21 protein-coding genes are annotated in these 21,285 nt (G+C 48.5%); 14 read left to right on the top strand and 7 right to left on the bottom strand.

What is annotated here, in order from left to right:
• The 3 genes from Q8L79_RS19415 to Q8L79_RS19425 all read left to right on the top strand — a co-directional run.
• The coding region (locus tag Q8L79_RS19415) for a BON domain-containing protein (RefSeq protein WP_305274348.1) at positions 1 to 313 on the top strand (313 nt) is incomplete at its 5' end.
• A 2-nt stretch (positions 314 to 315) separates the two neighbouring features.
• Positions 316 to 1,446 carry a DUF1207 domain-containing protein gene (locus Q8L79_RS19420; protein WP_305274349.1) on the top strand — a complete coding sequence of 377 codons (1,131 nt, stop codon included), beginning with the start codon at positions 316 to 318 and terminating at the stop codon, positions 1,444 to 1,446.
• A 538-nt stretch (positions 1,447 to 1,984) separates the two neighbouring features.
• Entirely contained in the window at positions 1,985 to 2,533 is a 549-nt protein-coding gene (locus Q8L79_RS19425; RefSeq protein WP_305274350.1) for a hypothetical protein, read from the top strand.
• Between the two features lie 185 nt (positions 2,534 to 2,718).
• On the opposite strand, the gene Q8L79_RS19430 is transcribed toward Q8L79_RS19425, so the two are convergent.
• The gene (locus tag Q8L79_RS19430) at positions 2,719 to 2,892 is read right to left on the bottom strand and encodes a hypothetical protein (RefSeq protein ID WP_305274351.1); all 174 of its coding nucleotides are present in this window, start codon (positions 2,890 to 2,892) and stop codon (positions 2,719 to 2,721) included.
• A 406-nt stretch (positions 2,893 to 3,298) separates the two neighbouring features.
• On the opposite strand from Q8L79_RS19430, the gene bfr (Q8L79_RS19435) reads away from it, so the two are divergent.
• From bfr (Q8L79_RS19435) to Q8L79_RS19450, 4 genes are all read left to right on the top strand, one after another.
• The gene (gene bfr, locus Q8L79_RS19435) at positions 3,299 to 3,778 is read left to right on the top strand and encodes a bacterioferritin (protein ID WP_305274352.1); all 480 of its coding nucleotides are present in this window, start codon (positions 3,299 to 3,301) and stop codon (positions 3,776 to 3,778) included.
• 18 nt (positions 3,779 to 3,796) lie between these two features.
• The gene (gene bfr, locus Q8L79_RS19440) at positions 3,797 to 4,279 is read left to right on the top strand and encodes a bacterioferritin (protein WP_305274353.1); all 483 of its coding nucleotides are present in this window, start codon (positions 3,797 to 3,799) and stop codon (positions 4,277 to 4,279) included.
• Between the two features lie 131 nt (positions 4,280 to 4,410).
• A complete protein-coding gene (locus Q8L79_RS19445) occupies positions 4,411 to 4,611 on the top strand; it encodes a bacterioferritin-associated ferredoxin (protein WP_305274354.1) in 201 nt (66 codons plus the stop codon).
• Positions 4,612 to 5,317: 706 nt separating this feature from the next.
• A complete protein-coding gene (locus Q8L79_RS19450) occupies positions 5,318 to 5,695 on the top strand; it encodes a hypothetical protein (RefSeq protein ID WP_305274355.1) in 378 nt (125 codons plus the stop codon).
• An 89-nt stretch (positions 5,696 to 5,784) separates the two neighbouring features.
• Here Q8L79_RS19450 and Q8L79_RS19455 read toward each other — a convergent pair whose 3' ends face one another.
• Genes Q8L79_RS19455 through Q8L79_RS19470 form a run of 4 tightly spaced genes read right to left on the bottom strand, consistent with a single transcriptional unit; the run spans position 5,785 to position 10,283 of the window.
• The gene (locus Q8L79_RS19455; protein WP_305274356.1) at positions 5,785 to 6,465 is read right to left on the bottom strand and encodes a response regulator transcription factor; all 681 of its coding nucleotides are present in this window, start codon (positions 6,463 to 6,465) and stop codon (positions 5,785 to 5,787) included.
• 33 nt (positions 6,466 to 6,498) lie between these two features.
• Positions 6,499 to 8,100: an ATP-binding protein gene (locus Q8L79_RS19460; RefSeq protein WP_305274357.1), complete on the bottom strand. Its 1,602-nt coding sequence runs from the start codon at positions 8,098 to 8,100 to the stop codon at positions 6,499 to 6,501.
• A 5-nt stretch (positions 8,101 to 8,105) separates the two neighbouring features.
• Entirely contained in the window at positions 8,106 to 8,684 is a 579-nt protein-coding gene (locus tag Q8L79_RS19465) for a hypothetical protein (RefSeq protein ID WP_305274358.1), read from the bottom strand.
• 15 nt (positions 8,685 to 8,699) lie between these two features.
• Complete coding sequence (locus Q8L79_RS19470) at positions 8,700 to 10,283, bottom strand: cell wall metabolism sensor histidine kinase WalK (RefSeq protein WP_305274359.1); 1,584 nt, start codon at positions 10,281 to 10,283, stop codon at positions 8,700 to 8,702.
• 221 nt (positions 10,284 to 10,504) lie between these two features.
• Here Q8L79_RS19470 and Q8L79_RS19475 point away from each other — a divergent pair, with 221 nt between their 5' ends.
• The 4 genes from Q8L79_RS19475 (at position 10,505) to Q8L79_RS20170 (ending at position 15,399) form a co-directional block, all read left to right on the top strand.
• On the top strand, positions 10,505 to 14,173 hold the full coding sequence (locus Q8L79_RS19475) for a hypothetical protein (RefSeq protein ID WP_305274360.1): 3,669 nt from the start codon (positions 10,505 to 10,507) through the stop codon (positions 14,171 to 14,173).
• Positions 14,174 to 14,308: 135 nt separating this feature from the next.
• Positions 14,309 to 14,593 carry a type II toxin-antitoxin system Phd/YefM family antitoxin gene (locus tag Q8L79_RS19480; RefSeq protein ID WP_305274361.1) on the top strand — a complete coding sequence of 95 codons (285 nt, stop codon included), beginning with the start codon at positions 14,309 to 14,311 and terminating at the stop codon, positions 14,591 to 14,593.
• 18 nt (positions 14,594 to 14,611) lie between these two features.
• Positions 14,612 to 14,938 (top strand): type II toxin-antitoxin system RelE/ParE family toxin, encoded by a 327-nt coding sequence (locus Q8L79_RS19485; RefSeq protein ID WP_305274362.1) that lies wholly within the window; start codon positions 14,612 to 14,614, stop codon positions 14,936 to 14,938.
• A gap of 260 nt (positions 14,939 to 15,198) precedes the next feature.
• A complete protein-coding gene (locus tag Q8L79_RS20170) occupies positions 15,199 to 15,399 on the top strand; it encodes a HigA family addiction module antitoxin (protein ID WP_370870061.1) in 201 nt (66 codons plus the stop codon).
• A 37-nt stretch (positions 15,400 to 15,436) separates the two neighbouring features.
• Here the strand turns inward: Q8L79_RS20170 and Q8L79_RS19490 are convergent, their stop codons facing one another.
• Both Q8L79_RS19490 and Q8L79_RS19495 read right to left on the bottom strand, forming a co-directional pair.
• Positions 15,437 to 16,549 (bottom strand): inorganic phosphate transporter, encoded by a 1,113-nt coding sequence (locus Q8L79_RS19490; protein WP_305274363.1) that lies wholly within the window; start codon positions 16,547 to 16,549, stop codon positions 15,437 to 15,439.
• A gap of 10 nt (positions 16,550 to 16,559) precedes the next feature.
• Entirely contained in the window at positions 16,560 to 17,189 is a 630-nt protein-coding gene (locus Q8L79_RS19495) for a DUF47 domain-containing protein (RefSeq protein ID WP_305274364.1), read from the bottom strand.
• Between the two features lie 495 nt (positions 17,190 to 17,684).
• Between Q8L79_RS19495 and Q8L79_RS19500 the strand changes: the two genes are divergently transcribed.
• The 3 genes from Q8L79_RS19500 to Q8L79_RS19510 all read left to right on the top strand — a co-directional run bounded on the left by Q8L79_RS19500 (position 17,685) and on the right by Q8L79_RS19510 (position 21,191).
• Entirely contained in the window at positions 17,685 to 18,242 is a 558-nt protein-coding gene (locus Q8L79_RS19500) for a hypothetical protein (RefSeq protein ID WP_305274365.1), read from the top strand.
• A gap of 315 nt (positions 18,243 to 18,557) precedes the next feature.
• Complete coding sequence (locus tag Q8L79_RS19505) at positions 18,558 to 19,979, top strand: undecaprenyl-phosphate glucose phosphotransferase (RefSeq protein ID WP_305274366.1); 1,422 nt, start codon at positions 18,558 to 18,560, stop codon at positions 19,977 to 19,979.
• A 111-nt stretch (positions 19,980 to 20,090) separates the two neighbouring features.
• Positions 20,091 to 21,191 (top strand): polysaccharide biosynthesis/export family protein, encoded by a 1,101-nt coding sequence (locus Q8L79_RS19510; protein WP_305274367.1) that lies wholly within the window; start codon positions 20,091 to 20,093, stop codon positions 21,189 to 21,191.
• Positions 21,192 to 21,285: the final 94 nt, after the last annotated feature.

Consider the following 21,285-nt stretch of genomic DNA (forward strand, 5'->3'; position numbering starts at 1 on the left):
GCAAAAAATCGATCAAGTGAAAGACCAGGCTGAAAAAGAAATTGAAGCCGCCAAGGAATCGGTCACCGATAAGACCCAAACAGCCGGAGAGTATGTCGACGACTCGGTGATTACCACGCAAGTCAAGGCGGCGATTTTAAATGACCCGTTGCTGAACGCCTCCCATATTGAGGTGACCACCGTCAAAGGCGTGGTGACGTTGAGCGGCACAGCGGATTCCGAGCAAAGCATCAGCAGGGCGGTGGAAGTAGTCGGCAGCCAGAAGCATGTGAAATCAGTCCAGAGTGAGCTGATTGTAAAAAAAGGTAAATAGTAATGGCTTATTTACGCTTGATGACTGTTCTGGGCGTTATACTGCCTGTATCCCTTGCTCATGCCATACCTGCGGATGATGCTTACATTGCCGGTTACGCCGCGGGCGTGTTAAAGCAAAGTTTAAAGGTTGATATGCGGTCATTAGTGGTGAAGGATGGCGTAATTACTTTGCCGACAGGTAGTCTGAACACCGGAGACCGGGCCAAAGCGGTACAGCTGCTATCGGAAATCCCTGGCGTTAATGCGGTAAAAGTATCGGAAGTTACCAGTCAACAGCTGATGACCGACACCTCAAGGCCTGGCCGTGTACCCCCTGATGAGACGGTATCAGCAACTGAATCGATTATTTTACCGACAGGACTTCTGCCTGCGGGCCATTTATTCAAGACGTTATTGGCAGACCCGCGCTGGGCTCATTTTTCGGCCGCTTACCGCAATTACCAAAGCAATAATTTTGATGGCAGAGATATCGCTTCTGTTAGCTTCGGCGAAACGATACCGATTTATCGCGGTAACTTTGGACAATCTACTGCGCAATGGGAGGCAGGACTTCAAGCCGGAGTCTTTAGCGACTTCAACCTGAATGCTTCATCGAGTGATCTGGTAAATACCGATTTTATTGTATCGGCCTATTCAAGCCTGCGAGCCGGACAATTTTCAACCTTTGGTCGACTTTATCATCAGAGTTCCCACCTTGGCGACGAGTTCCTGTTGCGCAAGATAAACACTAAATTCGAGCGCGTGAATCTCAGTTACGAAGGCGTGGATCTCAAACTCTCTTATGAGTTTCCTTATGGCATACGCTTATATGGGGGAGGAGGAGGGCTATTCCATAGAGAACCTTCGGAGCTTAAGATATGGTCGGCACAATATGGCCTTGAATTTCGTAGCCCTTGGCGTATGGAGTTGGCATCAATGCGGCCTGTCATTGCAGTTGATGTCAAAAATCATGAAGAAAATAACTGGAATTATGATGTATCAGCCAGAGCGGGCGTTGAGTTTGAGAACTTACAGGTATTAGGCCGAAAGCTTCAGATTCTTGCGGAATACTATAACGGCTTCTCTCCCAGCGGGCAGTTTTACAAAGAAAAAGTGGAATATATCGGCTTGGGCGCACATTACCTCTTTTAAGGGAAGACAGATCCGCGTCCGTCATTGGTGGATGCGGGTCCGGTACTGGAAAGTCGGGTTTTCAAATTCAATTAATCATTAAAGTAGCCCTATGCCTGTTGAAACCATGACATGACGGGAGTACGGGTTTTGCCTGGATGGACATTTGCTCCTCGGTAATTGCTCTTGCATTGCTCTACCTTCTGCATTAGCCACATCCTTGTGAGTTATGTTATGCAGAAGGTAGAATCGCACCGGGAACAGTGATCGAGAACAACGCAGGAGCTAAGGACATCAACTCGGACAGGCTCAACGTGCTCCGCCGTCTGCGCTTTTTCGCACCCGATGTCGGTAAATGCTGTTCTCAAGTCTGCTCAAACAGACGGCAGAAATCGCCCATTGGGTAAAAGAGTTCAGTTATACTGTGTATCAAAATTCCCCGATGCAGTTTATATTTGTTTTAATAAACAAAGTCTTAAGTAAAATATAAACACTCGCTCACCGTTTTCTTACCTCGAATTCAGGGTAAATTAGCAACTGACACCAGAAGATTAATATTATGCATGAACTTAGCGAACGTGAGTTGTTTGACGCTATCCACTACGCCAAAAGCTTAGACGAAGAAACCGGCGCAAAAATCATAGAGCAATTCCAGCTCGAACAACCAGCCTTGGCTGAAATCCTTTTCGGCATATTTCCAACTATTCTCGTCCAAGAGAATCAGGAGATGGCATATCTGTTCATGGACCTTTGTTTCGATGTGCTTTGTATCTTTCAAAAAGCCTTTGGCTCCTTGCCATCTCAAAGCGATATGAACCATGAGGAGCTGGAAAAACAGGCGGTGCTGTTGGGCGCAGAATTACAGGCGTTGACTAAAGATCGGCACATGGACGAAAAAATAAGGTCGAAACTTCAAGATCGGTTTGTGAAACGATCTTTAGAAGAATCTGTTCAGATGGGCTTGGTCAATTTTATGAATGCGGCGATTGATGACTTTGCTTTAGAAAATGCAAGCCGGGTTCCTGCCATCGAAATCACCCAAACCATGATCTTTATTGTGATCCGACTGTTCAGTAACTTGTATGGAAGCACAAACAAAGCAGTGTGAAATCATCGTATTGAAATAGGATGATCAAGATGTTTTGCCAATAACATTCAACGTTATTGGATGATGGTCGTTGGGGAGGTCGGTTACGGCCAAACAGCGATGTTGCGCAGGAAGAAGACTTTCAAGGCAAGCATACCTTGAAAGTCTTTAAGTCGCCATTTGAACAATCGATTCAGATGAATGAATCAGTCGCATGATAATTGACCGGATTTGACCTTTTTACGGTACAGGTTAATATTGCTGGCAATGGCTGCTGTTCCGAATAACGCCGATGAAACGGTAAATTCACCGGAAACAAAGCCAAGCAGGCCGGTCATAAATAGCGTTCCTGTTAAAATATCTTTATGAAAGTCGCTCATGAGAAAGTCCTCATTAAAGTTGAAAAGGTTTTTCGTACTACGGTTTAACTATAGTAAAGATGCTTAATGTTGACAATGCTACTATAAAAGCATGGATTGTTTCATTTTTGAAGGGTAATAAGTTCATGAACCGTTCATATAATTAAAATACATTGCAATTCAGTTTATTTTTCGAACATTTCGGCATGCATGGCGAACTCAAATAGCCTGTTCAAGCGCAAGCATATCGGCTTTAGATAAGGTGCGGAATAGACATGGGATGGTGTCTGGAAAATGGTAATTTTTTAAACAAGTTTGAAAGATTAATTTGACGGTTAGGCTGGGCAGTATAAAATTCCTGTGAATGCTTACCAACTCGCCGCAGGCTATCGATAAGCCTACGTCCGACTCACTTTAAGAGGTCATTATGAAAGGCGACACGAATATTCTTGAAATTCTCAACAGCTTACTTGCCGGAGAGCTGAGCGCATCCGATCAATACCTGATCCATGGAGAGATGTACTCCGATTTTGGACTGAACCATTTAGCAGAAAAAAGCCTGCATGAGTCTGAGCATGAACGCCAGCATGCCCGAGCCTTGATTCAACGTATCCTGTTTCTGGAAGGCACGCCCAATCTGGTCAAACGTGAGGCCTTGACTATAGGCAGCACGGTACCGGAAATGCTAAAAGCCGATCTGGGCGTCGAATATCATGTGGTCGGGGAGCTGAAAAAATCCATTGCCGCCTGTGAAAAAGCTCAGGATTATGTGACCCGCGATATGTTGGCGGTGCAACTGGAAGATACAGAGATGGATCATGCCTACTGGCTGGAACAGCAGTTGCGACTGATCAACCTCGTGGGCCTGGAAAACTACCAGCAAAGTCAAATGAAACAGGGTATTTAAACTAACAAGGACACCGATATGAAAGGCGATATAAAAATCATTGATACCCTCAACAAGATACTCAAAAACGAACTAACCTCAATTAACCAGTACTTTTTGCATGCGCGCATGTTTCGTCATTGGGGGCTGGAGAAGCTTAACGATTACCAATATAAACAATCGATCCGGGTCATGAAAGAAGCTGATGAGATTATCGAGCGTATCCTGTTTCTGGAGGGGCTACCCAATCTGCAAAACCTCGGAAAGCTGTTGATCGGCGAAAATGTCATTGAATGCTTAAACGGCGATCTGGAATATGAAAAAAATACCCAGCGGCCAATGCTAATAAAAGCCGTGGCTTTATGTGAGGAATTACAGGACTACGTCAGTCGGGATCTACTGGAAGACTTACTGGAGCACTGCGAAGAAGCCATAGATTGGTTGGAAACTCAGCAAAGCTTGATAGCGAACGTTAGTTTGCCTAATTATTTACAGGCGCATATGCAGCAAGGCGACGATTAACACAGTCGAACAGCTTCGACCCATGTCGCATTTTTTGTTTTTTAGGGCGTAATCAGGCTTGACAGATACTCGAAACTAAATGAGAATACTTCTCAGTAATTATGTACTATTGCATTTTAGAGGGCTGTCTCATGTATGTATGTGTTTGTCAGGCAGTGACGGATCGGGAGATTCATCAAGCTGCCAGAAACGGAGCTAAAACGCTCGGGGATTTACGCCGTGATTTACGGGTAAGTGTTGATTGCGGTCGTTGCGCCAGTTGCGCCCGCAAGTGCTTAAAATCAGCTATTCAGGATTCTCAAGAAGACCTGCAATTACTCGTCCTCGCCTGATTCGGCCACTTTTTATTGAGTGCAGTTATTCCGTTCTTTTTTGTTAAGGAATTAATTCAACCGTTAGTGAAATCAACGGTTGAATTGTGCATCAAATCAAACCGTCAATGCTTCCGATCACCATCACCTGACTTAAAATAAAATCCAACGCCACCAATAAAATTAAAGGTGCGAGTATAGTTTAAGCAGTCATATTTTTGGTTTTTTAGGTAGAGCACGTTGCTCATACCTTTAGAAACTATCATAAAAATCAACGCATAAAGAATTGAGCTGGCTGTAGAATCAAACAGCTGATTATCGCAATCTATCCCAAATAAGACATGCTACTCTTGAAATTGAAGCCAGCGTGCACGAGCGTAATTTGAAGGCCACTCCCGTCAATTGGCGTTTCACCATGACATGATGTTCCCGTGTTGGCTTACCTGATATTTTTCCGGTAACCACGCAAGGGTTTCTAAAAAAACCGGCTTCTTCGGCAACTGTAGCCGGAACGCGGATTTGTTCACTGTTTTCCTGGACGCTGACGGTCATGTTATCAGGCCGTAGTAAAGCAAGAGAGTAGGGCGCTTGGATGCTTACGCATTCGCACCTATTTCTTTTTATTTTAAAAAGTCTAGCATCTACTTTAGCCGAACGATGACCGGGCAAACCGGATATTGGTCGGTTTGGCATGTGATGAATAAACCTAATATAGAGGAATTACACCATGACCAATTTAATTCTAACAATAGCATTCTTGTTACCAGTATCAGCCCCACCAAGCGAAGAAGGATGTCTAGCCAGGATCATGTTCGCAGAATCGAGAGGCGAATCTATCGAAGGCACTATTGCTGTAGGACAAGCTACGGTTAATCGAGCCAAGCGTACCGGCAAGACAATATGTAAGCTAACCGGTGTGTCACGATTAACCCCACCACGCAATCTGAAATCTCATTATACAGCATTAGCTAAATCGGTTATGAGGGGTAAGGATTCTATAGTGCAGAACTCTGATAGCTGGAACACCGGTACTAAGCCTAGATACTCAGGGGATGTTGTCAGGCAAATTGGCGGTCATGTTTTTTATGTGATGTCGAGACTGTAAAAATAGCTATACGTTTTATGGAGGCCAACCGAGTACTTCTTTTTTGGAATTCGCTGCTCGATAGTTAATGCAACAGACCCCATGCTCTTTTAGGATACATCCATTTTGTAGCCGAATCCCCGGACAGTCTTAAGAAGTTTTAGCTCATAATCGTCGTCGATTTTCCGTCTCAACTGGCGAATGTAGACGTCCACTACATTGGTCAATGGATCGGCGCTATAGCCCCATACTTGCTCCAGAATCCGGGTACGGCTCAACACCTTGCCGGGCATGCGCATAAAGCATTCCAGTAAGGCAAATTCCTTCGGCGTTAGTTCGATTAGCGTTTCTCCACGCCTTACTTCATGGGTTTCCCCGTTCAACAGGAGGTCGGCTACCTGCAGTTCTTTGGATTCCAATTTGATCTCGCCGCTACGGCGACGCATCAGCGCCTCGATTCGAGCAAGCAGTTCCTCAAATGCGAAAGGCTTGGTCATATAATCATCGGCGCCCGAGCGCAAGCCGGTCACCTTATCCTGCACCGTGTCTCTGGCCGTCAACATTAGAATCGGGGTGCCGATGCCAGCGACACGCAAGCGCTCGCAAACCTGTCGGCCATTGATATCAGGCAAGCCCAGATCCAGAATAATGGCTTGGAACTTGCCAGCGGTACCCAGCGCTATGGCATCCTGCCCGCTACGGGCCACCTCCACGGCATAGCCTTCGGCCTTCAGCCCTCGCTGAACAAAATCGACAATCCGCTCATCGTCTTCCACTAGCAGAACTCGCATATAACCGGTATCCATTAGATTATTGTAGTTAAGTTATTTTTCATTTATCTGATCATCATCCTGTTCTATCGAAATCAGCGGCAGCGTTACTGCGAACGTCGAGCCTGAATTTTCAATGCTGATCACCTCAATGCTTCCGCCGTGTGCTTTCAGGATTGACTTGGCCATCGGCAAGCCCAGCCCCTTTCCATCATCCCGTGAAGCCAGGGCGTTTCGGCTACGAAAATGACGATCGAAAATATGCTCCAAATCCTGTTCGGGTATGCCTATGCCTTGATCTGTGAGACTGAAACGTGCCATTTCTCCGTCCACCCGTAAGGCGACCGCAATATGTCCTCCAGGGTTAGAATATCGACAAGCATTGTCGCCAAGGATGAACAGCACCTGTCGAAGCCGCTGCTTGTCACCGCGCACCCACACCGGTTCGGTCGGCGCATTCAGGGAAACAGAATTCGAGTTTTCCTCGGCCATCACTTGAAAATTCTCGGCGGCTGCTGTAACCAGTTCAGTCAAGTCCAAGTTATCCCATTCAAATTGGAGGTTGGCGGTTTCGGCACGGGCCAGAAATAATAGATCGTTGACGTATTTTCCCAATTGCATCGACAGTTCGACGATGCGGTGTAAAGCATCCTTATATTCTTCGGCTTCGCGATCCTGTCCCCGCAGCGTTACCTCCGCTTCCCCACGGATGACGGTAATCGGGGTGCGCAGTTCATGGCTGATGTCGGCTAAAAACTCTCGGCGCTCGTTGTCCATGCGTTTTAATTCTTCATTTAAGTTATGAAGTTCGAAAGTACGTTCGGCCACTCTGTTCTCCAGGACCGCACGTCCTTCGCGCAGTTTATTTTGCTGAAGCTCCAACTCCTGCGCCATTTGATTGAAGTGGCTGGCGAGATAGGAGAATTCATCGCGGGTATCCAAAGAAATACGATAATCCAAATTACCGGAGGCTATTTCGTTGGTACCTTTCATCAGCGCTTCGATAGGTTTTCTAACGCCGCGAAGCAGTAATGCCCCGGACATGAGGCTAAATATTGCCGCAGTCAATGACGCCAGGATGGCGATCCAACGCGACTGAGCTACCAAATCCTCCAGTTCTCGCTTGGCTTTTCCGGCCTTTTTCCGTTCAGCATTGATGGCGGTATCGATCAGTGGCTGGAATTTTCCGTCGATTTCTTCTTCCGAAAATTTCGACAGCGCCTGCACTGCCATTTCATTCTTACCCTGCTGACGCAAGCGCTCCACTTCGTCGAACCGATATTCGCTGGCGTCCAGAAAAGCAGTGAAATGGGCAACTCTTTCCAGTTCGGCGGGTTTATCCTGCCAATCTTCAGTCTGGTTCTCTGCGACTGCGGTGTTTCTAAGGTTTTGCATCGCTTCGTAGAGACGACGTTTGGATGATTCCATACCGGCTTCCGCAGTCGGGCTGGCCGTTATCAGCCTATCCATTCTCTGTTTGAAGTGGCGATAAGCCTCCTGGGACAAGCGCTCATAATGATCGAAAGCCTCGTACGCCGTCTGGCTGCGCTGAAAATACCGGGCAACCTGGTTTGAACCCCAATACAGTGCGATTCCTAAAAACAACACAAAACAGAACGAAACAACGATGACAACAGCCAAGCGGAAACGAAACATACGGGCTAATTTGCGTCGCCGCTTTCGTCCAGGTGTTTCTCCATGGATCTGATTGCTTCCAGTTTTTCTCTCAGTAGGCGGTTTTCATTTTTCTTCGAGCTGCTTGCGTCTTTCGATTCCAATACAGATTGGACCGATTTTTGTTTGTGTTCCAGACTGCCGACTCTTCTCGACACGTTTTGTAAACGTTTTAAGGTTTCGGTATGAATAGCGACAAGCCGCTGCATCCGTTCATCGGGCAAACCTCCTGGCGGGATAGAGCTTACCCCGTTCAGGATTTTGGGAATGTCGCCGCAGGCATCGGAAAGCAGGCGCCCTACCATCAGGTGCAAGTGTATCCCGGGTCCGGGAGGATTTTTTTGACGTTTTAGTAAGGTGCGGCACACATCGGCGCGTGATGAAGGTGATATTTTGGACATGTTGGCCCCGAAAGCCAGCAGCTCATCAAAGTCCGATTGCGCATAGGGATCGTTATAACGGTCCGGGTACCCGTCGTTCCAACCGGTATTGAACTCGGCGCATCCGGTCAGCAACAAAAGGCTTAGCGCTAAACTTATATTTCGAATAGAAAGTAATGACAGCATAGATAGTTTTGTTCCCTATTTTTTAGGCTTTCCGGTTAGCGGTATTTGAACGCGGAAGCGGGCCCCATGTTGATCTTGTCTTGAATCGATAATATCGACTTTGCCCTGATGGTTGGTGACGTACTCTCTGACAATGGCAAGCCCCAATCCCGGACCTTCGATATTATCGCCGGACTGGGCGGCCTTGCCACGGAAAAAGGGTTCGAATACGTGCGGGCGATCATTAGGTTCAATACCCGGACCCTCATCTTCGACTTCCAATTCCAGTTGCGCGCCCGAATCGCGAAGCATGATGCGTATTTCACCGCCCGTTGGAGAATATTTTACTGCATTCGACATTAACTGCTCGATAACGCTGCGCAGCTGGTCTTGAATCCCGGAAATCTCGACCGGCCTGACCAGCTTTTTCAAGCTAATCGACTTGGTCTGTAGACGGCTTTGAAAATCCTCAATGACCGATTCAAGCAAGTATTGCATATTGACGGTTTCCTTACGGTTCATTTCAGGCTTCGCGTTGATCTGACTATAACGAACCAATTCCTCGGATACTGTTTTCAGCTTGTCGACATTGCTGCAGAGTAGTCGTGCGATCTCCTGTCGTGCACTGTTCGGTTCCCCAGTCGCCTCGTTTGTCAGCAGTTCCGTGCTTTCCCGGATATTCTCCAACGGCAGGTCGATCTCGCGGGCTACGTTGTGCATGAACTGCTGTTTCGAAACCTCCAGCTCCATCAAATGAGTGCGTAGCCATTCAAGACGATTGCCCAGAAAGCGCATATCCGAAGGGCCTGTAATCTCGATCGGCTCTTCGAGTTCTCCTGAACCCAGACGGTGGATGCAGGTATTCAGTTGCCGCATTGAACGCGAAAGTATAGCCAGCAGTATGAGGATGAAGATAAACGAGATAACTAACAGAACCGCGCCCTTGACTAATAGCCCTTGTTCAAGGGATTCCGATTGCTGACGTAATTCGTTGAATTCATGATCAACGTAGCTCTCGAATTCACGCGAAAGGCTGGAGGAGGACTCACGCAGTCCCTGGAACGCTTCATCGACCGGTAATTTGAGATTATTCTCGCTCGCCGAGCTAATGATCTGTTGATAAATCAGATTTTCCTTTTCCGATAATTCGTTGACCAACAGTGCGATTTTGTTTTCCAGGTGCAGTTTTAGTAACGCACTCAAGGCTTGTTTGAATGATGCCCGCGTATTTTCATACGATTGTTGCTCGTAAGGCTGGCGTACGGCCGGATCGGACAGAAGCACGAATAGTCTGGCTTTTCGTTCAATATCGGCAGTCTTTTGCAAAACCAGGCGTATTGCCTTGGTCTGTTCGAAGACTTCGGAATTGATGGTCCTGCCCAATGCAGAGGTTTCGCGCATGCCGAAAGCGGCGTACATAACGGCCAAAAAAAGTGGGATAACGGCAATCAGAAAGCCTAGAACGATAAGGGATTTTAACGATAAAATATTTTTAAATTTTATCCGGTCGCAAAGAGATATAAATCGTTCCCTTTGATTCGACCAAGGTTTCGACCAAAGTTTCGACAAATCCGGTTTTCTGAAAGTATCCAGAATAAAGTTGTGAATGAGCTCCTTCATGGATTTCCGTGTTTAATTGTTAAAAGTAATCCTTTCTACAATAATCCATCCATGATGTCGCGCGGCAAGGGAATCTATTTCTGACATCGAAAAGCCCAAACGTAGATCTGATATATTTATTGGTTAGCCCGACTTGATAGCCGCTATTATACACACAAGTGTCGCATCGATTACCATGTTGCGAGCTCATCAGTTTGTCCACCTCAAAACTTTCACATGCCATGAAGCCATTGATCTTATTTCTTCTTGTATTACAGACGGTGTTGGTTGCGCTGACCGGAACGTCTGTTGCCAACGCCGATGTAGTTGCCGGATTACCAGTAAAAAGCACAGTCGAGAGGCCTGCATTACTGCTTGAACTGGGCAGCGAACCGCCGTCGGTTAGCGAAGGCGATAAGACAACGCGGGTGTTTACCGGCGAAGTTTACGCCCATGAGGGAGATGCTTCGATTCAGACCGCTAAAGATGAAGTCAGCTCTTTGCACCCCGGCTTCGGCAGCTGGAACGTCAGCTTTCGTTTCAAGGTCAAACCCGGTCTCCCGGCCAAGCCCTATACCTTTTGGGCTCGGTGGCGACAGGGTGGAGATCACAATGTTTGCGTACAATCTTTCGAAGTCTGGGCCGGACCTGATCCATCAAAGCTGGAGCTGCGCGCCACACTATCCATGAAGCCTAAAGGTTGGGATTATGCCTGGATAGCCGCCGAATCGCCGGTCAGTCTTAAAGCCGACGATGCCGTCATTGAGGTGCGGGATAGTGGGGCGGGCCATGACGCCAAGGTTTTTGACGCCTTCCTGTTGGCCTCGCCATTGTCAGCCCTGCCGACAGGCGGCACGGCTGACAGGCCGCTGGTGGTGCTGGACTTGGGCAATGCGCCCGCGCTTGCAACAACAGAAAAAGATCCGGCCCTGCAAGTCCAAATCGGCGCAGCCACTGCCGGTTCCGGTGCCGGGTCGCTATTGACCGAAAAGGACGAGGTTCAGGTTTTTCATCAGGGTTTCGGAAACTGGAGCGCAAAATTTCGTTTTGAGCTCAATCCGGCGATTGCTCCGGGACAGTACCGATTTTATGCCCGCTACAAAAGCGGCGGCGAGGTTTCCCAGGTTAGCCAAAACTTCACGGTCAAGGCCGGGGCAAAGCCGGATGAACTGGCGACGCGCGGCGATTTTTCCCTGACCAACACCACGCCTTGGGAATACCAGTGGTTGCAAGCCGCAGCTACCGTCACCGTGTTGCCGGGTGATCGCTGGCTGGAAATCAACAACAGCGGCAATGCTGACGGAGCCAAAGTTTTCGACGCCTTCCTGCTACAACTGGAAACGCCGTTGGGCGAATGGATGACCGCTGCTCAGGCCCAGGCCAGAAATCGCTTTTTAGCGCTGACCAAGGCAGTACCTGCCGCGACTCGCCGCCTGACTGTACTCGACGGCAAAGGCGGCAAAGATGAGATCCTGTTTCGCGGGCTGGCTTCCGATGCCGCACGACCCGATTATGAAAAGCTGTCGGTCTCCTATCTGATAGGGCCGGAAGCCGAAGCTCTGGCCCGCAGTTTGAACCTTTCCACACTGCCAGCCGTACTGATGACCGACGACCATTACGGTATTCTGGGTGTGTTGGCACCGCCCAACAGCGAACAGGATGTAACAGGATTTCTTGCCGATCCAGGCAAAGTCGGCTTTATGCCGACGCCGATGGCGGTTGGAGTGGATGCGCCACCCAAGCCGCTTAAAAAAGGTGTCCCGGATGCATGGCTGGTGGGCGGTTTGCAGGACGGCTTATCGGGCGTTTCGGTTTTCGGTTTGGATAGCGAAACCGTGATGCGTTCGAATCCCGATCAACCCTTTCTCAGCCTGCAAATGATGGGCGGTGAAATGCGGTCTTGGCGTATTGAACCGACGCAAGCCAACGGCGTCGCAGACATCGAAGCCAGCACCCGGCATTCCTACGGCTGGTCGCGCGGCAGCGGTTATGCGCAGTTGTACCTATACGCCGATCAGCCCACGCAGGTGCTGTTGCATCTGAAACAATCCGGCATCAAAACCGGCGGTTGGCTGGATGGGCAACCGTTTAAATTGAGCGATGACCCGAATCCTCCGGCCGGGTTCTCATCTTCTTCGAGCGAGCAAATAAAAAAACTGCTGCACGGACTGACTACCGAAGGACTTGTGGCTACCGCGTTGTCAACTCGTTCCGAAGCGCCGCAACTTGCCACGCTGAACCTGTCGCAAGGCTGGCATAGTCTGCTGGTCAAGCTGGTGATGCAGCATGACCAAGGCCAGCGCTTTTACTTTGCGGGTTTATTCACCGATCCTGCCGGTAAGCCTCTGGATTCGGTCAAGACGCAACTGATCGATCCCGACGCCGATCTTGCGCTTAACGGAATCGCCGCCAAACTGCGGCCTCTGATCTTCGTGGATGCTCCGGCCAATCTGCCGCATCCGGGCGACGCGCTCAAATTGCGGGTGGATATGCGCTGGCATCCTATTTTGGAAGAAACCGGCTTACCGGTACCGTTACCGCGCTTTCAGGCAAAACTGCGCCTGCGTCTGGTTGATTACAGCGGTACCGAGGTCGCGGCTCAGGAAGTAAGCGGCTTGTTCCCCGGCGAAGTCGAAGTGGATTTCGGTAAGATTAGCGAGCCCGGCTACTACGCCGTTTATTCTTCCTTATATACGCCGGACGGCAAGTTGATCATGAACTATCACGCCGACGGCTTCTCAGTCGTGCGCGGAACCGTCGCGCAAAAGCATAGACTGGACAAGAAAAAGCTATGGAACAACGACTATTACGCTTTGGCCGATGGTGACAAGAGCTTCAAGCAGGAAGGCGGGTATTTCTCCTGGCTGGAACGGATGGGGATTTACCAAAGCTATGGGAGCTATCCGGGCTTCGATCCGCAGTATCGGGTCAAGTGGGAGCAGGCTAAGCAACTCGGATTGGTCTTGTTCGCGGACTCCTCGGGCGATAGCGGCTGGCTCAACGACAATCAGGCAGACGGTCAAAACTTCATCAACACGACTTCGGCATTTACCCGGTTTTTTAAATCGACCAACGAGATCGACATTCGCCTGGAGGCTGAATGGCAAAAGCTGCGCGAGCCTGCGCATTGGGTGCAACGCGCCCAATGGGAATATGAACAGGCGCACAAGCAGCGCAACGACGCCCATTACATCGGCGGCAGTCTGGTGCGGCCGGGCGGCAATGAGGGGGCAGGGCAGTGGTTCAAACAGGTGTTGCAGCTAGGACTGGATAAGTATCAGGATGCCTGGGACGTCCATGCCTATCCCCAACAAGCGCCGCGTTTCGGAGGCCCCATCGGTAATGGAGAAAACGAGGATGAGCGGGGCGTGCTGGCCGCTTACGCCAGTTTGGGCCGGAAAAACAGCTTGCCGTTCTGGCTGGGCGAAACCGGCGCCAAGGCGATGCATGGCCTGACCGGACGCCGCTGGCAGGCCGAGCAGGTCGCGAAAATGATCGCCTGGGTCAACAGTCGTAGCGACTACCTTGGCTTGGCTTTTTGCATAGGCCATGAATACGATTTGGCTTACGGCCGGATCTGGGATTACTCGATGGGCCACAAACCCGGCGAGGCCGCCACGTATACCGCGAGCGCCTTAATCGATGGTTTGCCTTATCAAGCTTTCGACACCAAGGACGCTAATATCCAGGCGGCTTATTTCGGCGAAACCTTTATGATTTGGCGGACCGATGAAGCAGCCGGCAATTGGCGGCAGCAGCTTGATCCCGGCAAACCCTGGGTGCTGGTGGATGTGGTTGGGCGCATCCAAGAGTTGACGATTGACGCTTCGGGATACGCGGATATCCCAATCTCCGCCAGCCCGGTTTATGTGCTGGCGCGCTCCGAGTATGAATTGTTGACGCGGTATTGATGCTTAAAACCGTTCGTTTTCAGGAGACGACTGCACAGCATTTCCCTATGTTATATATACGGAAAATGCGTTTGGATTTATTGCAAAGTAGCTATAATGGCTGCTATGTAATTCTTAACCATAGGAACTATGAACATGAAAACCATCTCGGCTAAAGAAGCAAAAAACGCATTCGGTAGCTTTTTGGATTCGGCGCAAAGAGAACCGGTAATGATTACCAAAAGAGAGCGCCCAATAGGGATATTTTTTTCAATGCATGATGTTGAAGCTTTGATTCAAGTAAGCGAAGCCTTTAAAAAAGACATCCATAATGGAATTATGTCAGGAATCGCCGATGTAGAAGCGGGCCGTGTAACCGAATACAGCCAGGAGCATATAAACGATCTGAAGACAAAGTTAAGAGCCAGGTTAGCAGAGTAGCCGCTAGTTAGTTTTTTGATGAAAATACATAAAATTGTATTAACTGAAACCGCTGATCAATGCTTGCTTAATATAGCCGAATACATCGCTTTGGATAGTCCGGTTCGGGCAGAAACATTTATCGAAGAAATCGTAGAGTCGTTAACTGGAACGCTCTCTGTTTTTCCGTTGGCGGGTAAGGTTTATGAAGAAATGGAAGCAAAAATCGAGATCAGGAGTTTGCCCTATAAAAATTATGTGAGTTTTTATAGGGTAAGAAACGATGTCGTTGAAATACTGTTTATTTTCAATTCGGCACAGAATATTAAAAATATTCTGGCATCGATGGAGAACCCGCGCACTTAAACTTGGCCTCATTGTTTGGACGTTGGAATGCTGAATCCATTTGACGGAGTCATGCCAAGTAGCGGAACCTGAGCGGTAGTCTGGTTGGATTCCCTATAAGTGGCGAATCTCAACATCCTGCGCAATTATTATGTCTTACCGCGTTGAAAGGCTCAGACAATGACCGATGCGGTTTGGGTAAATGGCAACTGGCGTGTCACGTTTGAATTCCATGACGGTCATGCCTTGGTTCTCGATTATGAGGATTATCGCTAATGGCTATGCACAATCCACCTCATCCAGGCGAGTTCATTCGGGACGTCTACCTGGAACCGTTCGCTATCACGGGTAGCCAACTTTCCTCGAAACTTGGCGTTTCGCCTTCTACGCTGAACCGTATTTTAAAAGGTAACAGCGGCGTAAGCTCGGAAATGGCGCTCCGACTTTCAAAAGCCTTGGCCGCTCCCCAGAGAACTGGCTGATTATGCAGGATAACTATGACCAAATGTCCTATTTTTGCTAACGAAACAGACTTAGCAAACTCACCATTCCCCAGGCTAAACCTCCCGCTGCCGGAATTGTCAAAACCCAGGCCCAAACAATCCGTTCGATGATGGAAAGCTTAAGTGCGTGAGGATTCTTCGCAAAGCCCACACCCATAATCGCGGTTGAAATACTATGCGTCGTGGAAACCGGCATGCCGAAATGAGCCGCAGCCAGAAGAATGGTCGCCGAACTGGTTTCCGCTGCAAAACCGTTTATCGGGTGTAATTTCACCATTTTGTGACCGAGCGTTTTGATAATACGCCAGCCGCCTACCGCAGTGCCTGACGCCATGATCAAAGCGCAAGCAAAAATAATCCAGGTATCGATGTCTTTTTCCCCTCCGTCCGGCCGTAAGAACTCAGCCCAGGCCGGTAATTGATCGAGCGTACCGGCGCTGTTAGCGCCAAAAATCGCCAAGGCGATAATGCCCATGGTTTTTTGCGCATCGTTGCTGCCATGGGCGAATCCCATATAACCGGCTGACAAAAGCTGGGCTTTCCCGAACGCAACATTAACCCATTTCGGACGGGCTATTCGCGCCATTATGCCACCCATGGAATTCATGCCGCTGATGATAGCCATCAGGCCGCCCATTATTATGACGCCCAAGGTAAAACCGGCAATCGGCGAACTGACCATCGGAATCACTACTTTCCAAAGTAAACCTTTATTTTCCGTCCAGACTGCCGCGGTTTTCGACCACATCAAAACATCGAAATTATTGTTTCCTGCCGCAAGAGCCGCACCGCACAAGCCGCCGATCAGGGCATGGCTTGAAGAAGACGGCAACCCTAATGCCCAAGTAATAAGATTCCAGATAATTGCACCGGTCAGGGCGCAAATCAAAACTTCGGAGCTGACAGTCACCATACTGGTATCCACCAGTCCCGACGAAATGGTTTTGGCTACGGCTGTACCCGAGAACGCACCGATTAAATTAGTGATCGCTGCAAGTATTACGGCTTGCGTCGGCGTTAATACTTTTGTGGCAACAACCGTAGCAATCGAGTTCGCGGTGTCATGGAACCCGTTAATGAACTCAAATACCAGCGCTGCCAAGATGACAAACAGGAGCAAAGTCAGCATGACAACCCTTTTATGAATTTTTTAAAATGATGTGGTAGACGACGTTGCCCGCATCGCGGCAGCGATCAATCGCTTTTTCGAGGATTTCAAACAAATTCATTTTTACCAGATAACGGATAGGATCGGTCTCATTGGCGTAAGCATCCCGATACAATTCAAGGATTTGACGATCAGCTTCACCTTCAATAGTTTGCAACTGATCGTTTAATTTTTTGATTTTATCCAGATCCATGCCCTGGCGTAACAATCCGACCATTTGTTCCAAAACTTCGCAGGCCTGTTCCAGCATAGCGGCACGACTAATAAAATCGACATCGCCTATGCGAGCTACCGCCAGCGTATATCGCTCCGCAAACTTTTCTACGACCTTAGGGATTTTGTAGAGGGCACTGTTAAGCGCTTCGATATCTTCACGTTCGAGCACAGTAACAAAAGTATTGACTAATTCTTCGCTAATTTGTGCGAATAAATCTTTCTCCCGACGGCGCGCTTCTTTAAATTTTTCCAAAGATAATTCAGACACAGGTGCGCTTAATAATTCGATTAGCGCTCGAGCCGACGAACTTGCGGACTCGGAACTGGCTTCAAGCAAGCCGTAGAATTTATCACCTTTTCCGAAGATGGTTTGTAATGAGAACATGTAGTTTCCTTTGTTTTATGAGCCATGAAGCATTTATTCTTTGTGTAATTATCGCATAACATTGTTTTTTATTATCACTAGATCAAAATTGAAATACCTGACAAGGATTTAAGAAACTGCCGAATTACGAATTTTCTTATGTGGAATAAGCCTTGTAGGCCGCAGGTTGGGCTGAATGCAATGAAGTCCAACCATTCACCGTTCACAGCAGGTAATATTCTCAACAGTAAGCTCGCTTGGTAAAAAGTATGGAAAATTCGTCATTTTGTCAGTAAACAAAGTAATAACTTTGATCGTGTCGATTTGCTGATTGCTCATTCTGCTAAGGGACATCATTGTGAAAGCGTGCTGGCGTTCGATAAAAGGCTTCAAAATTTACTGGCTTTGAGTTAATCGAATAAAGATTAATGAAGCATTATCTTTACGGCCTTTGATTTTTAACGTCAGAATAAAGTCTACAATTCATTCCAGCATCATTAATTGCTTACATACAGTATGTCTAAAATTAAGTATTCAATTGAAGCGCGCGCTTACGATATTATTGGCTTGGCAGCCCATGATTTTTGGGTATTAAGAAATGAAAAAGGGAATGTTTTAGGTCAATTGCATGGACTGGCAACGAATACTGAAAACAGGATAAAACCGATTGGTACTATTGGCGATAAGCTGAAATTTTATCATTTTGGTTCTCGCGCCATCTTATTAGGCTTAAACCCGAATTGTGATTTGAACTACATAAAAGCCGGTCAAAAATCAAAGCTGATGTTTTCCGAAAGCTCAGATGCTGTATTAGACCGATGGGATAATGCAGTTAAAGCTCTCCCTTATCTGAATAGTCTTGACGTACCTTACACGCCTTTTGGAATTCTTGGTTTAGCTCATGTCAACAGTAACACGGCCTATACATTATTAGGTCAGCTCATGGGTATACCCGTGCATAACTTTTCAGGTTGCTGGCAGCCGGGATGTCGAAATGCCGATAAAATTCTAACTTCTTCGCAGCTGGAAATCATGAGATATCCCCAAGACCTGTCTGATATTGACTTCGCTTAATGACTTATCAGTACTCAGTCAGTCTTGTTTAGCTCAGCGTAAATCCGCTCATCTCATTCGACAAGCTCTCACCACGAACGGAATCAATAATTTACCGTTCGTCCTGAGTCTGTCGAAGAATTCAATCAGTGCTTACCTGAAATCAGTCTGATCTTCATCTGATTTTAATTAAACCCACAGGTCTCCTCTCATCTTGTCTCTGTAATCTTTATCCAAACGTAGCGACCTGCGCGTAATGTCGGTCGCGATGACTTTGGGGATGAACGCTTTTCGTCGTTCATCATTGAGCGCAGACAAAATAGGAGTTTAACGAATATGCCACTCGGACTAGGTAATATCTTCAACGGGCTCTTTAAGCAATATGGACACACAGTTATCCTGTTGCTGCGGTTTATCGACATAGCCATGCTAATTGGCGCTGCTTGGGTTTCTCATTATTTCTGGCTACGCCAGTTCGTTATCGATCAGGATTACCGGATAGTAGTCTCTCTCGGTGTTTTGGCGGCCATCATCTTTTTCGAAATCGGCCAGGTTTACCGTCCCTGGCGGAATGATGCGATGCGCGGGGAAATTCCGCGTATCGTCAGGGCTTGGGTATCGGCCATCGTATTGGTCATATCTATTGTTGCGTTGATTCGTTTGCATTTCTGGTTCGGCTCCAGTTATCGGTGGATCGTCACCTGGTGGGTGCTGGGATTGTTATTCGTATTGACCGCCCGTAGCCTGCTTTCCCACACGTTGCAATGGTTGCGTGCTCGCGGCTGGTCTCAGGGACGTATCGTCCTGGTCGGATTAAACCAGATGGCCGTTGCCGTTAGCGGACAGTTGAATCATTCATCCTGGGCCGGTTTGCAAGTGATTGGCTACATCGATGACCGGTCAGAAAATCGGCATTTGGTGAGTGATTTTTCGCTGCCTCGGCTTGGGGGATTGGACGAGCTCGCTGACATAGTTACCAAGGAATCCATAGACGAAGTATGGATTGCGTTTCCCGGCGAATCGCTTGCCGAACGCGCGCAATATCAATTACGCCATCTGCCGGTCAGTATCCGCTTGGTTATCGACTGTTTTGCGTTCAAGCAAAGTAAATTCCTCAGCTTGAACACGGTGGCCGGTATTCCGACCCTGGATTTTTCGGTTTCTCCGTTGCACGGCATTAACCGCTATATCAAGGAGGTTATGGATAGATTATTTGCGCTGATTCTGTTGATGCTGATCAGTCCGTTGCTGTTAGTCATCGCTATCGGAGTCAAGCTGAGTTCAAAAGGCCCGGTGTTTTACCGGCAAGAGCGGGTCGGCTGGAACAACCGTTCGTTCACGATGCTGAAGTTCCGCTCGATGCCGGTGGACGCCGAGGCCAAAACCGGCGCGGTGTGGTCTAAGCCCGGCGAAAAACGCGCAACCCGGTTTGGCGGCTTTTTGCGCAAAACCAGTCTTGACGAACTACCGCAACTGATCAATGTACTGACCGGCGATATGTCTTTGGTCGGACCCAGGCCAGAACGCCCGGATTTTGTCGAGGTCTTCAAGGATCAGGTGCCTAATTACATGAAAAAGCACATGGTCAAGGCCGGTATCACCGGCTGGGCTCAAGTCAACGGTTGGCGCGGGGATACCGATTTAAACCGGCGCATCGAGCACGATTTGTATTACATCCAGCATTGGTCGGTATGGTTCGATCTGGAAATTGCACTGCGCACGGTGCTAACCGGTTTTATCAATAAAAATGCGTATTGAAACGAAGGGCGAAGGGCGAAAGCCCAATCTCCAAATTACGCAGCCCTTAGCCTTTCGTCTTTCGCCTGCTTTTAAAATAACTATAGGAACGCATTTGCCATGATGAGATTAATGTTTAGAACAATGCCCCTGATACCGGCTTTACTGCTGTCGGCTTGCTCTTTAACGCCCGGCATGGATATGAACGCCGAAAACAACGTGTCGGAGCTGGAGCTGCCGGTCATGAAGGGCGGCAAAATGGTCAAGGAAAAAACCAGGATTATCCCGATTACCGCAGATTTGATCATCGAGCGGGAAAACGCCAGACAGCAGGCGGTCAACAATCTTCCGCCTGTCGATATTAGCCAGGCTACTTATCGAATAGGCCCTCACGATAGATTGCAGATTACAGTTTGGGAGCACCCGGAGCTGAACGATCCCGGAGGCGAAAAGATCATGCCCGAGTTGGCCGGTAAAGTGGTGGGAGACGATGGCATGCTGTATTACCCGTATGTGGGCAACATCCATGTGGCGGGAAAAACCGTCAGCGAAGTCAGGACGCTGTTGACCAGCGAGCTGTCCAAATATTTCAAGAAGGTTAAACTCGATATTCGCGTGTTGTCTTTCCAGAGTCATCGGGCAGCTATCGTCGGCGAAGTTAAAACGCCGGGCATTCAGGCCATGACGGAAACACCGTTGACAGTCGCTGAAGCCATCAGTCGTGCAGGCGGAGTGACTCAGGACGCCGATATGAGCAACGTGGCCCTGGCGCGCGACGGCAAACTCTACAAGATCGACGTGCTGGCGCTATACGAAAAGGGCGGTTCTACCCAGAACCTGCTGCTCAAGGACGGCGATGTGCTGAATATCCCCGACCGCAAGGACAACAAAGTATTAGTGATGGGCGAAGTCGGCAGGCAGCAGGCCTTGCAGGTCAACAAAGGCAAGCTGTCGCTCTCGCAAGCCTTGGCGGAAGCTTACGGTCTCGACTTCAATAGTTCCAGGCCGGGAGAGATTTTTGTGTTTCGGCCGGGCGACATGACCCCAGAGATTTTTCAGTTGAATGCGGAATCCGCCGACGCGATGATTCTGGCCGACCAGTTTGCTTTGCAAGCGCATGATACCGTTTTTGTGGGTGCCGCAGGCGTTACCCAATGGTCACGGGTTCTCAACCAAATCCTGCCGTCATCTTTCACATCGATTATGTCGCGTGCCGCCTTTATGGGAATGTGAGAAAGGCTAAAGGCTATAAGGGCTAAGGGCTAAGGGCTAAGGGTTGGGCTGCGTAATTTGGGGATTGGCTTTTTTCGCCTTTTGCCTTGCGCCT

Origin of the sequence: Methylobacter sp., assembly GCF_030680395.1 — a bacterium.
Taxonomy (GTDB): domain Bacteria; phylum Pseudomonadota; class Gammaproteobacteria; order Methylococcales; family Methylomonadaceae; genus Methylobacter_A.

Coding starts and splice junctions, on each gene's coding strand:
- Q8L79_RS19420 (WP_305274349.1), top strand. CDS start 316: ATGGCTTATTTACGCTTGATGACTGTTCTGGGCGTTATACTGCCTGTA.
- Q8L79_RS19425 (WP_305274350.1), top strand. CDS start 1,985: ATGCATGAACTTAGCGAACGTGAGTTGTTTGACGCTATCCACTACGCC.
- Q8L79_RS19430 (WP_305274351.1), bottom strand. CDS start 2,892: ATGAGCGACTTTCATAAAGATATTTTAACAGGAACGCTATTTATGACC.
- bfr (WP_305274352.1), top strand. CDS start 3,299: ATGAAAGGCGACACGAATATTCTTGAAATTCTCAACAGCTTACTTGCC.
- bfr (WP_305274353.1), top strand. CDS start 3,797: ATGAAAGGCGATATAAAAATCATTGATACCCTCAACAAGATACTCAAA.
- Q8L79_RS19445 (WP_305274354.1), top strand. CDS start 4,411: ATGTATGTATGTGTTTGTCAGGCAGTGACGGATCGGGAGATTCATCAA.
- Q8L79_RS19450 (WP_305274355.1), top strand. CDS start 5,318: ATGACCAATTTAATTCTAACAATAGCATTCTTGTTACCAGTATCAGCC.
- Q8L79_RS19455 (WP_305274356.1), bottom strand. CDS start 6,465: ATGCGAGTTCTGCTAGTGGAAGACGATGAGCGGATTGTCGATTTTGTT.
- Q8L79_RS19460 (WP_305274357.1), bottom strand. CDS start 8,100: ATGTTTCGTTTCCGCTTGGCTGTTGTCATCGTTGTTTCGTTCTGTTTT.
- Q8L79_RS19465 (WP_305274358.1), bottom strand. CDS start 8,684: ATGCTGTCATTACTTTCTATTCGAAATATAAGTTTAGCGCTAAGCCTT.
- Q8L79_RS19470 (WP_305274359.1), bottom strand. CDS start 10,283: ATGAAGGAGCTCATTCACAACTTTATTCTGGATACTTTCAGAAAACCG.
- Q8L79_RS19475 (WP_305274360.1), top strand. CDS start 10,505: ATGAAGCCATTGATCTTATTTCTTCTTGTATTACAGACGGTGTTGGTT.
- Q8L79_RS19480 (WP_305274361.1), top strand. CDS start 14,309: ATGAAAACCATCTCGGCTAAAGAAGCAAAAAACGCATTCGGTAGCTTT.
- Q8L79_RS19485 (WP_305274362.1), top strand. CDS start 14,612: ATGAAAATACATAAAATTGTATTAACTGAAACCGCTGATCAATGCTTG.
- Q8L79_RS20170 (WP_370870061.1), top strand. CDS start 15,199: ATGCACAATCCACCTCATCCAGGCGAGTTCATTCGGGACGTCTACCTG.
- Q8L79_RS19490 (WP_305274363.1), bottom strand. CDS start 16,549: ATGCTGACTTTGCTCCTGTTTGTCATCTTGGCAGCGCTGGTATTTGAG.
- Q8L79_RS19495 (WP_305274364.1), bottom strand. CDS start 17,189: ATGTTCTCATTACAAACCATCTTCGGAAAAGGTGATAAATTCTACGGC.
- Q8L79_RS19500 (WP_305274365.1), top strand. CDS start 17,685: ATGTCTAAAATTAAGTATTCAATTGAAGCGCGCGCTTACGATATTATT.
- Q8L79_RS19505 (WP_305274366.1), top strand. CDS start 18,558: ATGCCACTCGGACTAGGTAATATCTTCAACGGGCTCTTTAAGCAATAT.
- Q8L79_RS19510 (WP_305274367.1), top strand. CDS start 20,091: ATGTTTAGAACAATGCCCCTGATACCGGCTTTACTGCTGTCGGCTTGC.